Origin of the sequence: Bordetella genomosp. 8, from assembly GCF_002119685.1 — a bacterium.
Taxonomy (GTDB): domain Bacteria; phylum Pseudomonadota; class Gammaproteobacteria; order Burkholderiales; family Burkholderiaceae_B; genus Bordetella_C.
In genome coordinates, this window is sequence record NZ_CP021108.1 from 2,655,497 (window position 1) to 2,670,531 (window position 15,035).

The window sequence follows — 15,035 nt, forward strand, 5'->3', positions numbered from 1 at the left end:
TCGAAACACAACATGCCCCGGCTTGCCGGGGCGTGCTTTAGAAAGAATGGAGCGAACATGGCTGAAATTTCCGCCTCGATGGTCAAGGAACTGCGCGAGAAGACCGACGCGCCCATGATGGAATGCAAGAAGGCGCTGACCGAAGCCGAAGGCGATCTGGCTCGCGCCGAGGAAATCCTGCGCGTCAAGCTGGGCAACAAGGCCAGCAAGGCCGCCGCCCGCGTGACGGCCGAAGGCCTGATCGGCCTGTACATCTCGCCCGATGCCAAGCAGGGCGCCGTCATCGAAGTCAATTGCGAAACCGACTTCGTCGCCAAGAACAACGACTTCGTCGCCTACGTGAACACGCTGGCGGAAATGGTCGCGACCAAGAATCCGGCCGACGTGGCCGCGCTGTCCGAACTGCCCCTGGAAGGCGGCACGGTGGAAACGGTGCGTACCGCCCTGATCGGCAAGATCGGTGAAAACATCTCGATCCGCCGCTTCGAGCGCATGGAAACCGCCAACAAGCTGGCCAGCTACGTGCATGGCGGCAAGATCGGCGTGCTGGTGGACTTCAGCGGCGCGGACGGCGTCGGCAAGGACCTGGCCATGCATATCGCGGCCACCAAGCCCAAGGCGCTGAACGCCGACGGCGTCCCTGCCGCCGACATCGCCACCGAGCGTTCCGTGGCCGAGCAGAAGGCCGCCGAATCCGGCAAGCCGGCCGACATCGTCGCCAAGATGGTCGAAGGTTCGGTGCAGAAGTTCCTGAAGGAAGTCACGCTGTTGTCGCAGCCCTTCGTCAAGAACGACAAGCAGACCGTTGAACAGATGCTGAAGGCTGAAAACGCCGGCATCGCGCGCTTCGCGCTGTTCATCGTCGGCGAAGGCATCGAAAAGAAGACCACCGACTTCGCGGCGGAAGTCGCCGCCGCCGCTGCCGGCCGCGCCTGATAAGTTCCGACACAGACTTATCCGTCGCATTGCAGTTCTTTTTATTACAGGCCGGCGCGTGACCGGCCTGTTTCTTGTCTTACACTTCCGTCGGATCGTTTCCAGGGATATCGCTCATGACCAGCAGATCGTATAAGCGGGTTCTTCTCAAACTGTCCGGCGAAGCGCTGATGGGCGAGGACGCCTTCGGCATCAACCGCGCCACCATCGCCCGGATGACCGAGGAAATCGCCGAGATCGTGAATCTGGGCGTGGAGCTGGCCATCGTCATCGGTGGCGGGAATATCTTCCGCGGCGTGGCCCCGGGCGCGCAGGGCATGGATCGCGCGACCGCCGACTACATGGGCATGATGGCCACCATCATGAACGCCCTGGCCCTGCAGGATGCCTTGAAGCACCGCAGCGTCGACACGCGCGTGCAGTCGGCCCTGAACATCGAGCAGGTGGTCGAACCTTATATCCGCCCCAAGGCCTTGCGCTACCTGGAAGAAGGCAAGGTGGTGATTTTCGCCGCCGGTACGGGCAATCCCTTCTTCACCACCGACACCGCGGCGGCACTGCGTGGCGCGGAAATCGGCGCCGAAATCGTGCTGAAGGCGACCAAGGTGGACGGCATCTACAGTGCCGACCCCAACAAGGACCCGACCGCCACGCGTTATTCCCGTATCAGCTTCGACGAGGCCATCGTGCGTCGCCTGGAAGTCATGGACGCCACGGCATTCGCCCTGTGCCGCGACCAGAAGCTGCCCATCAAGGTGTTTTCCATCAACAAGTCGGGCGCGCTGAAACGCGCGGTCACCGGCGAAGATGAAGGCACACTGGTACACGTTTGAATCAAGGAGTCGCAATGAGCGTCGCAGACATCAAGAAATCGGCCGAGTCCCGGATGGCCAAATCCATCGAAACGCTCAAGGTCAATCTGTCCAAGATACGGACCGGCCGCGCGCACACCGGTATCCTGGACCACGTGCAGGTCGAATACTACGGCTCGCCCGTGCCCATCAGCCAGGTGGCCAACGTCAACCTCGTCGATGCGCGCACGATCAGCGTGCAGCCCTATGAAAAGAACATGGCGGGCCCGGTCGAAAAGGCCATCCGCGAATCCGATCTGGGGCTCAATCCGGTGTCCATGGGCGAAACCATACGCGTCCCCATGCCGGCGTTGACCGAAGAGCGTCGCCGCGACCTGACCAAGGTTGTCAAGAACGAAGGCGAGGACGCCAAGATCGCCGTGCGCAACCTGCGCCGCGAGGGCAACGAAGCCTTGAAGAAGCTGGTCAAGGACAAGTCGATCTCGGAAGACGAAGAGCGCCGCGCGCAGGACGAAATCCAAAAACTGACCGACCGCTGCGTGGGTGACATCGACAAGATGATCGCGCAGAAAGAAGCGGAGATCATGACCGTCTGACGCGAGCGCCGCGCGGTCTTTGCAACCTCATGACTATCAGTTCCACCCAGGCCGTCCCGCCGACGTCGAACATCCCGCAGCATGTTGCCATCATCATGGATGGCAACGGCCGCTGGGCCACGCGGCGGCATCTGCCCCGCACCGCCGGGCACGCCAAGGGCGTGCAGGCCGTGCGCCGGGTCGTGGAGGCCTGCGGCCGCCGTGGCGTCCGTTACCTGACCCTGTTCGCCTTCAGCTCCGAAAACTGGCGCCGTCCGGCCGAAGAGGTCTCGCTGCTGATGCGGCTGTTCGTGCAGGCGCTGGAACGCGAAGTCGACAAGCTCGACGGGCAGGGCGTCAGGCTGCGCGTGGTGGGCGATCTTTCGCCCTTCGAGCCTCGCTTGCGCGAACTGATCGAGCAGGCGCAGGCCCGTACCGCGCACAACGACCAGCTGCATCTTTCGGTGTGCGCCAACTACGGCGGCCGCTGGGACATCCTGCAGGCCATGCGCCGCATGCTGGCGGAAAATCCGGCGCTGGCGCAGGCGCCGGACGGCATCGACGAAGCCACGCTGAGCCGCTATCTGTCGATGGCCTGGGCGCCCGAACCGGACCTGTTCATCCGCACCGGCGGCGAACAGCGCATCTCGAACTACCTGATCTGGCAATTGGCGTATACCGAGCTGTTCTTCACGGACCGCTATTGGCCGGATTTCGGTGGGCCGGAGCTGGAAGAAGCCTTCGAATGGTATCGGACCCGCGAGCGGCGTTTCGGGCGCACCAGCGCCCAGGTCAATGCGGCCGGAAAACGCTAGCCTGGCCGGGCCCCTTCGCCCGCCGCCACGCGGCCCCATGAAAAGGGGGCAGAATACGGTGTTCCCGCCGTTGCGGCGGGCGGTCGCCCAGGCACCCGCCCCGGAACATGCCTGGGCATCCGGCCCGGCACTTGCCCAAGCACCTGGCCGGGCACCTGCCCAAGCACCTGCCCAAGCACTCGCCCAAGATTAGGAGACCCCATGCTGCGCCAGCGCATCGTCACAGCCGTCATCCTCCTTGCCGTCCTGGCCGCCACGATGGCGGCGCCTACCCCCTGGCCTTTCATGGTGCTGCTCGCCGTCGCGACCGCTTGCGCGGGCTGGGAATGGGCGCGCCTGACGCTGCCGGCGGGCGGTGGGGCCGGGGCGATCGCCGTCGGCGTATTGCTGGGCATCGCGGCACTGTGCGTCACCTTCTGGTGGACGGGCGGCAGCCGCTACGATTTCGCCGCCGAAGCCTCCGGCGCGCTGCTATTCAACTGGGTCGTGCCCCTGTCGGCATTGTTGTGGATCTTCGGCGCCACCGTCGCCGTGGTGCGCGGACGCAGCGACGCGCCGCCGGCCAGCGTGCCGCTGACGCTGTTCGCCATCCTGGCCCTGCTGGCGGCCTGGGCGGTCCTGGCCTTGTTCTTCATGACCCACGGGGCGGTCTTCCTGCTGTCCCTGCTGGCGCTGGTGTGGGCGGCCGATATTGCCGCCTATTTCGGCGGCCGGGCCCTGGGGCGCCGCAAGCTGGCGCCGCGCGTCAGCCCTGGCAAGACCGTCGAAGGCGCCATCTGCGGCGTCGCGGCCGCCGTCATCTGGATAGGCGTCAGCAGCCTCTGGCAGGGTACCTTCGGCCACGCCCTGGTCCAGCGCTGGACGCTCTGGGGCGCGCTGCCCATCGCCGCGCTGCTGGGCATGCTTTCCATCGTCGGCGACCTGTTCGAGTCGCTGCTCAAGCGGCGCGCCGGACGCAAGGATTCCAGTAATCTGCTGCCCGGGCACGGTGGCGTCTACGACCGTATCGACGCCATCCTGCCGGTGGCGCCGGTGGCCTTGCTACTCAGTGGAGTACTGTTTTGACAGCGTTTCAGCGTATCGCCGTGCTGGGGTCCACGGGATCGATCGGCGACAGCACCCTGGACGTGATCGCGCGGCATCCCGACAGGCTGGGCGTGTATGCGCTTTCGGCCCATAGCCGCATGGAAAAGCTGGCGGAACAGGCGCTCGCCAGCGCCGCGCGCGTGGTGGTCGTGCCTGACGCGGATGCCGCCGCGCGTTTCCGCCAGGCCTGGGCGCAACTGCGCACGCAGGGAACCACGCCGCCGGAGATCCGCATCGGCGCACAGGCGCTGGCCGATACCGCGGCCGATCCGGATTGCGATACCGTCATGGCGGCCATCGTCGGCGCCGCCGGCCTGCCGTCGGCGCTTGCCGCCGCGCGCAGCGGCAAGCGGGTGCTGCTGGCCAACAAGGAAGCGCTGGTCGCGGCCGGGTCGCTGTTCATGGCCGCCGTGCGCGACCACGGGGCCGAACTGCTGCCCATCGACAGCGAGCACAACGCCATCTTCCAATGCCTGCCGCATGGCGAGCGCGCCTCCGCGCCCACGCGGCCCGCCGCCGGCGTGCGGCGCCTGATCCTGACCGCGTCGGGCGGCCCGTTCCGCCAGCACGACCCGGATGCGCTGCACGCCATCACACCGGCGCAGGCGTGCAAGCATCCCAACTGGAGCATGGGCCGCAAGATCTCCGTCGATTCGGCCACCATGGCGAACAAGGGGCTGGAAGTGATCGAGGCGCACTGGCTGTTCGCCATGCCCGCCGACCGCATCGAAGTGCTCATCCATCCGCAGAGCGTCGTCCATTCCATGGTCGAGTATGAAGACGGCTCGGTGCTGGCGCAGCTTGGCCAGCCGGACATGCGCACGCCCATCGCCTACGGGCTGGGCTTTCCCGACCGTCTGGCCAGCGGCGTCGGGCTGCTGGACCTGGCGCGCTGCGGCCGCCTGGATTTCGAAAAGCCCGATCTGCGCCGTTTTCCCTGCCTGGGCCTGGCCTTCGATGCGCTGGCGGCCGGGCAGGGCGCCTGTATCGCCCTGAATGCCGCCAACGAGATCGCCGTGGACGCCTTCCTGCGTGAAACGGTGCCCTACACCTGTATCCCCGCCGTTATCGCCCAAACCCTCGAGTGGCACGCCGGTCGGCCATCTGTTACGCTGGACAGCCTCGACGACGTCCTGGCGGAAGACGCTGCCGCGCGGGCTCGGGCGGAACAGGTCCTGGCGCATTCCCGGGTCGCCGCAACCCAGTCCAGGGGCCGCTGACGCCATCCGCGACGCCATCACGCGAAACGGCCGCGCGACACCATCGCGCGGCGTGCCTTGCGCGGCTCCTTCATTTGGTACGCCTCCATGCTCTTCACCTTGCTTGCCTTCGCCGTCGCGCTGGGTATCCTGATCACCTTCCACGAACTCGGCCATTATTGGGTGGCGCGGCTGTGCGGCGTACGGGTATTGCGGTTCTCCGTGGGCTTCGGCAAGGTCCTGTTGCGGCGCATCGACCGCCACGGCACCGAATGGGCCGTCTCGGCCATCCCCCTGGGCGGCTACGTCAAGATGCAGGACGATCCCCCACCAGGCGCCACGCCGGCGGAATCGGCCGAGTCGTTCAATCGGCAACCCGTGGGCAAGCGCATCCTGATCGTCGCCGCGGGTCCCGTTTTCAACCTGATCCTGGCGGTAGTCCTCTACGCCGGCCTGAACCTGGCCGGCGTGGAGGAGCCCGCCGCCTTCATCGCCCAGCCTGCCGCCGGTACCTCGGCCGCCCAGGCGGGCCTGCAGGCCGGTGACCGCATCGTCTCGATCGATGGCGCGCCGATCACGTCATGGAACGACGCGCGCTGGCAGTTGATGGACCATATCTCCACCGGCGGGCGGGTACAGGTGGGCGTGCGGACCGTGCAGGGCGCCGTCCATGAACGCGAACTGACGCTGGGCGAGAACCGCCTCGATCCTTCCCAGGGCGATCCGCTGGCCGTGGCCGGCCTGCGCTTGCAGGAACCGCGTCCCGTGGTGCGTGGCCTGGTGGCCGGCTCGGCGGGAGAACAGGCCGGGCTGCGGGGCGGCGACGTCGTGCTGGCCGTCGATGGCCAGCCGGTGCAGGATGTCGGCTCGGTGGTCCGTGTGGTCCAGCAGCACGCCGGCCAGGCGGTGCCCTTGCTGGTCCGGCGTGATGGCGCCGATGTCTCCCTGATGGTGACGCCCCGCGCCGAACGCCTGGAAAACGGCGAAACCGTCGGCCGCATCGGCGTGCAGCTGGGCGGGGACGTGCCCATGGTGACGGTGCGCTACGGCCTCGTCGACAGCATGTGGCAGGGCGTGACCCGCACCGCCGACACGGCCTGGTTCTCGCTGCGCATGATGGGCCGCATGGTCACCGGCGCGGTTTCGTGGCGCAATATCAGCGGTCCGGTGACCATCGCCGACTATGCCGGCCAGACGGCCCGGATCGGTTTGGCCGCCTATATCGCCTATCTGGCGCTCATCAGCATCAGCCTGGGCGTCCTCAATCTGCTGCCCATCCCCATGCTGGACGGCGGCCACCTGCTGTATTACCTGTTGGAAATCGTCCGTGGCAGCCCGCCGCCTACGCGCTGGCTGGACATCGGCCAGCGTGCCGGCCTGGGCCTCCTGGCGGGCTTGATGGGGCTGGCCCTGTTCAATGATTTCGCCCGGCTTTTCACCTAGGCGCCCGGGTCCTGCATGCCCCTGCCGACCCTCCGCGGCCCGCATCCGACGATGTGGGCCGCATGGGTGGAAGGTGTGTGCCTTTCGCTCGGGCGGGTTCTGCCTTAAAATCCTCCGCCATTTGCACCTATAACTCCGCCATTTGGACCACCAAGGATCCCCCAGGATGTTTTTCCGCTGGATGTTTAAGCCCAACAAGGGTATTTGGGCGGGCCTGATCGCCATGCTGATGCTGCTGCCGGCGCTGGCCAACGCCTTCGAACCCTTCGTCGTCAAGGACATCCGAGTGGAGGGCATCCAGCGTATCGATGCCGGCACGGTGTTCGGCTATCTGCCCTTCAAGGTGGGCGATACCTTCACGGAAGATACCGCGACGGAGTCCGTGCGCCGCCTCTACGGCAGCGGTTTCTTCAGCGACGTGCGCATCGACACCAACAACAACGTGGTCGTGGTGGTGGTGCAGGAACGCGCGACCATCGCGTCCATCACGTTCAATGGCATGCGGGAGTTCGACAGCAAGGCGATCCTGGAATCGTTGCGCAACGTCGGCTTCGCGGAAGGGCGCATCTTCGACCGCTCCATGCTCGAGCGGGCCGAACTCGAACTCAAGCAGCAGTACATGTCCAAGGGCAAGTACGGCGTCGAAGTCACCTCCACCGTGACGCCGCTGCCGCGCAATCGCGTCGGCATCAGCTTCGACATCTTCGAAGGCGACGTGGCGCGCATCCGCGAAATCCACTTCGTCGGCAACAAGGCCTTCTCGGAAAGCGAACTGCTGGACCAGATCCAGATGACCACGCCCGGCTGGCTGACCTGGTACACCGATACGGACAAGTACTCGCGCGAAAAGCTGGAAGGCGACGTCGAGCGGATCCGCTCGTTCTACCTGGACCGCGGCTATCTCGAAGTGGCGGTGGAGCCCCCGCAGGTCACCATTTCGCCCGATCGCAAGGACATCTACATTACCTACACCCTGCACGAAGGCGAGCCCTACAAGGTGCGCAGCGTCAAGCTGGCCGGCAACCTGCTGGGGTTGGACAAGCAGATCGACGCGCTGGTGCAGGTCAAGGCCGGGGAGACCTTCTCGGCCGCCAAGACCAACGATAGCGCCAAGGCCATCACCGACTACCTGGGCGAACTGGGCTACGCCTTCGCCAACGTCAACCCGAATCCGCAGCTGGATCGCGCCAAGCATGAGGCCGACCTGACGTTCTACGTCGATCCCAGCCGCCGCGTGTACGTGCGCCGCATCCAGATCGGCGGCAACACGCGTACGCGGGATGAGGTCATCCGCCGCGAAATGCGCCAGGAAGAGGCCGCCTGGTACGACGCCGGCGATATCAAGATGTCGCGCGACCGCGTCGACCGCCTGGGCTATTTCAACGACGTCAACGTCAAGACCGATCCGGTGCCGGGTTCGCCCGACCAGGTCGACGTCAACGTCGACGTCAAGGAAAAGCCGACCGGCATGGTCAACCTGGGCGTGGGCTACGGCTCCACGGACCGCGCCATCTTCAGCGCCGGTATCAGCGAAGACAACGTTTTCGGCAGCGGCACCAACCTGACGCTGCAGCTGAACACCAGCAAGACCAACCGCGCCGCGGTGCTGTCGCATACCGACCCGTACTGGACCAAGGACGGCATCAGCCGCACCACGTCGCTGTACTACCGCCAGCAGCGTCCGTTCATCGACAACGACGGCGAGTACCGCGTCGATACGTTCGGCCTGGGCATGAATTTCGGCGTGCCCATTTCGGAATACGACCGCATCATCCTGGGTGCGTCCTTCGAACGCAACCGCGTCCATCTGGACAGCAACTCGCCGCTGGCCTATCAGCAATACGTCGACCAGTACGGCGCTTCGACCAACTCGGTGCTGTTGACCACTGGCTGGAACAAGGACACCCGCGACAGCGCGCTGGCGCCGACCAAGGGCTACTTCACCAAACTGCAGGCCAACGTGTCGACGATGGACCTGAAATACACCATGCTGTCCGGGCAGCAGCAGTACTACATGCCGCTGGGCCGCAGCTACACGCTGGCCTTGAACGGCATGATCGACTGGGGGCAGTCGTACGGCGGCAAGGACTTCCCGGTCATCAAGGACGTCTACGCCGGCGGCATCGGCTCGGTGCGCGGCTATGAAGGCGCGTCCCTGGGCCCGCGCGACTCCCTGACGGGCGATTACCTGGGCGGCGCGCGCCGCATCGTGGCCAATGCGCAGCTCTACCTGCCGTTCCCGGGGGCCACCAAGGACAAGACCCTGCGCTGGTTCCTGTTCACGGACGCCGGTCGCGTACAGCCGGGCACCGGGCTGACCTGCACGGCCGGCAAGAACAACGAAGTCGAGGATCCTTGCGGATGGCGTTATTCCGCGGGTGTGGGCCTGTCCTGGCAATCGCCGCTGGGCCCGCTGCAACTCTCCTACGGCCGGCCGCTCAACGCGAAGTCGGGTGACGATACACAGAGCTTCCAGTTCCAGATCGGCACTGGTTTCTAAACGCAAATCAAAGGTGGCCGGATGTTTCCGGCCGCCCAATAGGGTGTCGGTTTAGTGGCACAATAGCGGTTTGCTTGACCTTATCGGAAGGTGAAATTTTCATGATGTCTATTTTCGTACGCAAATTGTCCCGTTCATCGCGCAAGAGCTCCGTTTCCCTGACGGCTGTGCTGGCGCTGGCGGGCGCGCTGCTGCTGGGCGCGTCGTACGCGGCGCCCGCCGCTGCGCAGGGGACGAAAATCGGCTTCGTCAATACCGAGCGTATCCTGCGCGAATCCGGTCCCGCCCGCGCGGCGCAAGCCAAGATCGAATCCGAATTCAAGGCCCGTGACGCCGACCTGCAGCGTCTGGCGACCAATCTGCGCGCCCAGGCGGAGAAGTTCGACAAGGATGCGCCCGTCCTGTCCGAGTCCGATCGCATGAAGCGCCAGCGCGACCTCAGCAACATGGATGGCGACCTGCAACGCCGCCGCCGCGAATTCCAGGAAGACTTCAACCGTCGCCGCAACGAAGAATTCTCGGCCATCGTGCAGAAGGCCAACGCGGCCATCAAGAATATCGCCGAGAAGGAAAACTACGACCTGATCGTGCAGGACGCCGTGACTGTCAGCCCGCGCGTGGACATCACCGACAAAGTGATCCAGGCCCTCGGCAAGTAAGCGTCGCCCATGCCGGTTCTGCTAGATCCCGCTCGCGCGCCCTTACTTGACGAGTTATTGGCGGATACCGACACCCAAGGCCTGACGTGGCAGATCAGCGCCCCATCGAATGGGGCGCTCCCCCGCATACAGGGGCTGGGAACGCTGGCCTCCGCCGGGCCGGCTGAAATCAGCTTTCTTTCCAATCCCCGCTATCAAAACCAGCTGCCCGCCACGCGGGCCGGCGCGGTCATCGTGACGCCGGACGTGGAACAGGCTTTGTCCGCCCAGTCGGCGCCTGCCGCCTTCGCCCGCGTCGTCACCGCGAATCCCTATCTGCTCTACGCGCGCATCGCGCAGTGGTTCGACCGTGCGCGGCGTCCGGCATTGCCGGGTGGCGTGCATCCCACCGCCGTGGTCGCCGACGACGCGGTGATCGAAGCCGGCGCGCGTGTCGGGCCGCATTGCGTGATCGAATCCGGTGCGCATATCGGCCGCGACGCCGTGCTCGGGGCCGGCTGTATCGTCGGTGCCGGATCCTCCATCGGGGCTGGCGGACTCCTGCACGCTCGGGTAACGTTGTATGCGGGCGTAACCGTGGGCGCCCGCGCCGTCATCCATACGGGCGCGGTCCTGGGCGCGGACGGTTTCGGTTTCGCGCCGGATCCGGCCCTGGGCAAAGGCGCCTGGGGCAAGATTCCCCAGTTCGGCGGCGTGACCGTGGGCGATGATGTGGAAATCGGCGCGAACACCACGATCGACCGGGGCGCGCTGGAAGACACGGTGATCGGGGACGGCGTCAAGCTGGACAACCAGATCATGGTCGCGCATAACGTCCGGATCGGGGCGCATACGGCAGTGGCGGCTTGCGTGGGCATCGCGGGTTCCACCACCATAGGCGCGCGCTGCACCATAGGCGGGGCATCGATGTTGTCCGGCCACCTGACGCTGGCGGACGACGTCCACATATCGGGCGGCACCGCCATCACGTCGAATATCTCCAAGCCAGGCCGCTACACCGGAGTCTATCCCTACGCGGAACATGGCGATTGGCAGCGCAATGCGGCTGTCATCCAGCAGTTGGGCCAGTTGCGCCGTCGCGTGCGGACGCTGGAGCAGGAATAACATCGCGGCGCGCGGCCAGCCCGCCGTGCCGTAAGAAGAATTGCAATGCAGGAACATACTCATGGAACTCGACATTAAGGGGATCCTGGATCGCTTGCCGCATCGGTATCCGATGCTGTTGATCGACCGCGTGATCGACATCCAGCCCGGCAAATCCATCATTGCCTTGAAGAACGTCTCGATTAACGAGCCGTTCTTCACGGGGCACTTCCCGCACCATCCGGTCATGCCCGGCGTGCTGATCCTGGAAGCCATGGCGCAAGCCGCCGCGCTGTTCTCGTTTTCGGATGAGTCCGCGCTGAAGAACGACGCCGGGGGCTCGTCCACGGTGTATTACTTCGTCGGCATCGACGGCGCGCGTTTCCGCCGTCCTGTCCTGCCGGGCGACCAACTCCGCATCGAAGTCGACGCCGAGCGCTTGAGTCGCAGCATCTGCAAGTACGCCGGCCGCGCGCTGGTGGACGGCCAACTGGTCGCCGAAGCCAAACTCATGTGTGCCATCCGCAACCTGGACGCATAAATGACCGATCGCATCCATCCCACCGCCGTGGTCGATCCGGCTGCTGAGATCGACAGTTCCGTTGTCATCGGTCCATACAGCGTCGTCGGCCCGCGGGTGCGCATCGGCGCGGGAACGGAGATCGGATCGCATTGCGTCATCGATGGCGTCACCACCATCGGCCGCGACAACCGTTTCTACCGGTTCTGCTCGATCGGCGGCATGCCGCAGGACAAGAAGTACGCCGGCGAACCGACACGGCTGGAAATCGGCGATCGCAACACCGTGCGCGAGTTCACCACCTTCAACACCGGCACGGTGCAGGACGGTGGCGTCACCACCATCGGCAGCGACAACTGGATCATGGCGTACGTGCATATCGCCCATGATTGCCACGTCGGCAGCAATACCATACTGGCGAATGGCGTGCAGCTGGGCGGACACGTGCGGGTGGGCGACTGGGCTATTCTCGGCGGCCTGACCGGCGTCCATCAGTTCAGCACCATAGGTGCGCACAGCATGACGGGCGGCAACAGCTCGCTGATGCAGGATACGCCCCCCTACGTGCTGGCGGCGGGCAACCCGTGCCGTCCGGTGGGCATCAATGTGGAAGGCCTGAAGCGGCGCGGCTTCACGCCCGCCGTCGTCTCGTCCCTGCGCGACGCCTACAAGGCCATCTACCGGCGCGGCCTGTCCCTGGACGAAGCGCGCGCCGAACTGCGCGCCCGGCAGGATAGCGAGCCCGAAACGCGCGAAGTCCTGCAGGTCATGCTGGATTTCCTGGATCAGTCGCAACGCGGCATCATCCGGCCGTGACCACGCGTATCGGCATGGTCGCCGGCGAGCCCTCCGGGGACCTGCTGGCCGGCCGCATCATCGAAGGCTTGCGCGAATACGATGCCTCGGTGTCCTGCGCCGGAATAGGTGGGCCGCGCATGCAGGCGCGCGGCTTCGACAGCTGGCATCCCATGCATGCGTTGACGGTGTTCGGCTACGTGGATGCGCTCAAGCGCATTCCCAGCCTGCTGGCCATCTACGGTGACGTCAAGCGGCGCATGCTGGCCGAGCCGCCTGCCGTGTTCGTCGGCATCGACGCGCCGGATTTCAATCTCAAGCTCGAATTGCAGCTGCGGCAGGCGGGCGTACCGACCGTGCATTTCGTCGGGCCGTCGATCTGGGCCTGGCGCTACGACCGCATCCACAAGATCCGCCAGGCGGTCTCGCACATGTTGGTGCTGTTCCCTTTCGAAGTCGATATCTATCGCAAGGAAGGCATACCGGTCACCTATGTGGGCCATCCGCTTGCCGGCACCATACCCATGGTTCCCGATCGCGCTGTCGCGCGCGCGCGCCTGGGCATGGAAGCCGGTGCCCGCGTGCTGGCCATGCTGCCAGGCAGCCGCTCCTCGGAAATCCGCGTGCTGGCGCCGCGTTTCCTGCAGGCCCTGCAGCAATTGCAGGCGCGCGACCCGGCCCTGCAATGCCTGGTGCCCATGGTGAACGCCGCGCGCCGCGCCGAATTCGAAGGCTTCCTGCGCCAGCATCCCGTCAGGAACCTGCGCATCGTCACGGCGGAAGACGTCGCACCCGCCGAGGGCCATCCCGTGGCCTGGTCGGTCATGGAAGCCGCCGACGCGGTGCTGGTGGCCAGCGGCACGGCCACGCTGGAAGCCGCGCTGTACAAGCGTCCCATGGTTATTTCCTATGTGCTGTCGCCCTGGATGCGACGTATCATGGCGTGGAAATCCGGGCAGCAGCGTCCCTATCTGCCTTGGGTGGGGCTGCCCAACGTGCTGCTGCGCGACTTCGCCGTACCCGAGCTGCTACAGGACGACGCCATGCCGGACAAGCTGGCCGACGCCACCTGGCGCGCGCTGACGGATGAAGCTGGCGCCGCCCGTATCCAGGCGCGGTTCACGGATCTGCACGCCGAGCTGCTGCGCGACACGCCGGCACTGGCGGCCCGGGTCATCAACGAGGTGGCGCATGGCGCAAAGTGACATGTTCGGCGACGAAGGCCTGCGAGATGTAATCATCTCTGGGGTGGACGAAGCTGGGCGCGGGCCGCTGGCCGGCGCCGTCTACGCCGCCGCGGTGATCCTGAACCCGGCGCGTCCCATCGAAGGGCTGGCGGATTCCAAGGTGCTGACCGCCCCGCGACGCGAGGAGCTGGCGCTCGAAATCAAGGAATACGCGGTCGCCTGGTGCGTGGCCAGCGCCAGCGTGAAGGAAATCGACTCCCTGAACATCCTGCGGGCGACCTTGCTGGCGATGCGCCGCGCGGTGCTCGGGCTGGGCGTCAAGCCGGGCCTTGCGCTGGTGGACGGCAACCAGGCGCCGCGCCTGCCTTGCGGCGTCAAGACGGTGATCCAGGGCGACGCCCTGGTGCCGGCCATTTCGGCCGCGTCGATACTGGCCAAGACCGCCCGCGATGCCGACCTGGTGCGCCTGCATGGCAAGTATCCCAACTATGGCTTCGACCAGCATAAGGGCTACGGCACGGTCATGCATCTGGAACGCCTGCGCGCGCATGGCCCGTGTCCCGAACACCGGCGCAGCTTCTCGCCCGTCAAGGATCTGCTGATCCTGTCATGAAGCACATTGCTTCACGCGACAATCCCCTGGTCAAGACCCTGCAGCGCCTGGCCGCATCGGCGGGGCGCCGCGAATCCCAGGTACTGCTGGACGGCATCCATCTCTGCCAGGCGTGGCTGCGGCATCACGGCGCGCCGGTGCGGGCGCTGTTCGACGTCGCGCGGCTGGACCATCCGGAAATCGCCGAGCTGGCGCGCGTGCTGCCGGAGGAAACCTGCGTCAGCCTGGACACGCGGCTGTTGCGGGGCCTGGCCAGCGTCGAAAGCGACCAGGGCGTGGCCTTCGTCGTGCAGCCGCCGCAGCCGGCACTGCCCGAGCGCATCGAGGAAACCTGTGTTTTGCTGGATCGCGTGCAGGACCCCGGCAATGTCGGCACCTTGATACGCACCTGCGCGGGCGCCGGCATACGGCGCATCCTGCTGTCGGAGGGCTGTGCCGCGGCGTGGTCGCCCAAGGTGCTGCGCAGTGCCCAGGGTGCGCATTTCGCGCTTGCCGTGCACGAGCGGGTCGACCTATCGGACCTGCTGCCGCGGCTGGGCGTGCCCCTGGTGGCCACGGCTCTGCAGGAATCGATCTCGCTCTACGACGCCAACCTGCCGGCGCATTGCGCCTGGGTATTCGGCCACGAGGGGCAGGGCGTTTCGGCGGAACTGCTGCGTGCCGCCGACCTGCGCGTGCGGATCCCGCACGATGCGCAGGCGGTGGAATCCCTGAACGTCGCGGTTTCGGCGGCGATCTGCCTGTTCGAGCAGCGGCGCCGTTTTCCCTCTCCGACGGGGGGCGGTTAAGCGGCGGCGCTCAAGCCGCCGGCG

The 15,035-nt window shown here is 66.0% G+C and carries 15 protein-coding genes; all 15 read left to right on the forward strand.

The window, feature by feature from the left end; genetic code table 11:
* Positions 1 to 57: 57 nt before the first annotated feature.
* Positions 58 to 936 (forward strand): translation elongation factor Ts, encoded by an 879-nt coding sequence (tsf, locus tag CAL12_RS12120; protein ID WP_086064669.1) that lies wholly within the window; start codon positions 58 to 60, stop codon positions 934 to 936.
* Positions 937 to 1,052: 116 nt separating this feature from the next.
* Positions 1,053 to 1,769, forward strand: a complete 717-nt coding sequence (gene pyrH / locus CAL12_RS12125; RefSeq protein WP_086064670.1) for a UMP kinase — start codon at positions 1,053 to 1,055, stop codon at positions 1,767 to 1,769.
* A gap of 14 nt (positions 1,770 to 1,783) precedes the next feature.
* The gene (gene frr, locus CAL12_RS12130) at positions 1,784 to 2,344 is read left to right on the forward strand and encodes a ribosome recycling factor (protein ID WP_086064671.1); all 561 of its coding nucleotides are present in this window, start codon (positions 1,784 to 1,786) and stop codon (positions 2,342 to 2,344) included.
* A gap of 29 nt (positions 2,345 to 2,373) precedes the next feature.
* Positions 2,374 to 3,138, forward strand: coding sequence for a polyprenyl diphosphate synthase (gene uppS / locus CAL12_RS12135; RefSeq protein WP_086064672.1), 765 nt, complete (start codon positions 2,374 to 2,376; stop codon positions 3,136 to 3,138).
* 201 nt (positions 3,139 to 3,339) lie between these two features.
* A complete protein-coding gene (locus tag CAL12_RS12140; protein WP_086064673.1) occupies positions 3,340 to 4,203 on the forward strand; it encodes a phosphatidate cytidylyltransferase in 864 nt (287 codons plus the stop codon).
* Complete coding sequence (locus CAL12_RS12145; RefSeq protein ID WP_086064674.1) at positions 4,200 to 5,444, forward strand: 1-deoxy-D-xylulose-5-phosphate reductoisomerase; 1,245 nt, start codon at positions 4,200 to 4,202, stop codon at positions 5,442 to 5,444. The genes CAL12_RS12140 and CAL12_RS12145 overlap by 4 nt, the downstream gene beginning before the upstream one ends.
* An 87-nt stretch (positions 5,445 to 5,531) precedes the next feature.
* A complete protein-coding gene (gene rseP / locus CAL12_RS12150; protein ID WP_086067836.1) occupies positions 5,532 to 6,866 on the forward strand; it encodes an RIP metalloprotease RseP in 1,335 nt (444 codons plus the stop codon).
* A 166-nt stretch (positions 6,867 to 7,032) separates the two neighbouring features.
* The gene (gene bamA / locus CAL12_RS12155) at positions 7,033 to 9,366 is read left to right on the forward strand and encodes an outer membrane protein assembly factor BamA (RefSeq protein WP_086064675.1); all 2,334 of its coding nucleotides are present in this window, start codon (positions 7,033 to 7,035) and stop codon (positions 9,364 to 9,366) included.
* A gap of 101 nt (positions 9,367 to 9,467) precedes the next feature.
* Positions 9,468 to 10,025: an OmpH family outer membrane protein gene (locus CAL12_RS12160; protein ID WP_086064676.1), complete on the forward strand. Its 558-nt coding sequence runs from the start codon at positions 9,468 to 9,470 to the stop codon at positions 10,023 to 10,025.
* Between the two features lie 9 nt (positions 10,026 to 10,034).
* Positions 10,035 to 11,129, forward strand: a complete 1,095-nt coding sequence (gene lpxD / locus CAL12_RS12165; protein ID WP_086064677.1) for a UDP-3-O-(3-hydroxymyristoyl)glucosamine N-acyltransferase — start codon at positions 10,035 to 10,037, stop codon at positions 11,127 to 11,129.
* Between the two features lie 61 nt (positions 11,130 to 11,190).
* On the forward strand, positions 11,191 to 11,649 hold the full coding sequence (gene fabZ / locus CAL12_RS12170) for a 3-hydroxyacyl-ACP dehydratase FabZ (RefSeq protein WP_086064678.1): 459 nt from the start codon (positions 11,191 to 11,193) through the stop codon (positions 11,647 to 11,649).
* On the forward strand, positions 11,650 to 12,444 hold the full coding sequence (lpxA, locus tag CAL12_RS12175) for an acyl-ACP--UDP-N-acetylglucosamine O-acyltransferase (protein WP_086064679.1): 795 nt from the start codon (positions 11,650 to 11,652) through the stop codon (positions 12,442 to 12,444).
* On the forward strand, positions 12,441 to 13,628 hold the full coding sequence (gene lpxB / locus CAL12_RS12180; protein ID WP_086064680.1) for a lipid-A-disaccharide synthase: 1,188 nt from the start codon (positions 12,441 to 12,443) through the stop codon (positions 13,626 to 13,628). The genes lpxA and lpxB overlap by 4 nt, the downstream gene beginning before the upstream one ends.
* Positions 13,615 to 14,223, forward strand: a complete 609-nt coding sequence (rnhB, locus tag CAL12_RS12185) for a ribonuclease HII (RefSeq protein WP_086064681.1) — start codon at positions 13,615 to 13,617, stop codon at positions 14,221 to 14,223. Before lpxB ends, rnhB begins: the two co-directional genes overlap by 14 nt.
* Positions 14,220 to 15,011, forward strand: a complete 792-nt coding sequence (locus CAL12_RS12190; protein ID WP_086064682.1) for a TrmH family RNA methyltransferase — start codon at positions 14,220 to 14,222, stop codon at positions 15,009 to 15,011. The genes rnhB and CAL12_RS12190 overlap by 4 nt, the downstream gene beginning before the upstream one ends.
* Positions 15,012 to 15,035: the final 24 nt, after the last annotated feature.

Bases quoted from the DNA above. Each gene is read 5' to 3' on its own strand.
- CAL12_RS12160 (WP_086064676.1), top strand. From the start codon at position 9,468: ATGATGTCTATTTTCGTACGCAAATTGTCCCGTTCATCGCGCAAGAGC.
- lpxD (WP_086064677.1), top strand. From the start codon at position 10,035: ATGCCGGTTCTGCTAGATCCCGCTCGCGCGCCCTTACTTGACGAGTTA.
- tsf (WP_086064669.1), top strand. From the start codon at position 58: ATGGCTGAAATTTCCGCCTCGATGGTCAAGGAACTGCGCGAGAAGACC.
- CAL12_RS12140 (WP_086064673.1), top strand. From the start codon at position 3,340: ATGCTGCGCCAGCGCATCGTCACAGCCGTCATCCTCCTTGCCGTCCTG.
- fabZ (WP_086064678.1), top strand. From the start codon at position 11,191: ATGGAACTCGACATTAAGGGGATCCTGGATCGCTTGCCGCATCGGTAT.
- rnhB (WP_086064681.1), top strand. From the start codon at position 13,615: ATGGCGCAAAGTGACATGTTCGGCGACGAAGGCCTGCGAGATGTAATC.
- pyrH (WP_086064670.1), top strand. From the start codon at position 1,053: ATGACCAGCAGATCGTATAAGCGGGTTCTTCTCAAACTGTCCGGCGAA.
- rseP (WP_086067836.1), top strand. From the start codon at position 5,532: ATGCTCTTCACCTTGCTTGCCTTCGCCGTCGCGCTGGGTATCCTGATC.
- lpxA (WP_086064679.1), top strand. From the start codon at position 11,650: ATGACCGATCGCATCCATCCCACCGCCGTGGTCGATCCGGCTGCTGAG.
- uppS (WP_086064672.1), top strand. From the start codon at position 2,374: ATGACTATCAGTTCCACCCAGGCCGTCCCGCCGACGTCGAACATCCCG.
- bamA (WP_086064675.1), top strand. From the start codon at position 7,033: ATGTTTTTCCGCTGGATGTTTAAGCCCAACAAGGGTATTTGGGCGGGC.
- CAL12_RS12190 (WP_086064682.1), top strand. From the start codon at position 14,220: ATGAAGCACATTGCTTCACGCGACAATCCCCTGGTCAAGACCCTGCAG.
- frr (WP_086064671.1), top strand. From the start codon at position 1,784: ATGAGCGTCGCAGACATCAAGAAATCGGCCGAGTCCCGGATGGCCAAA.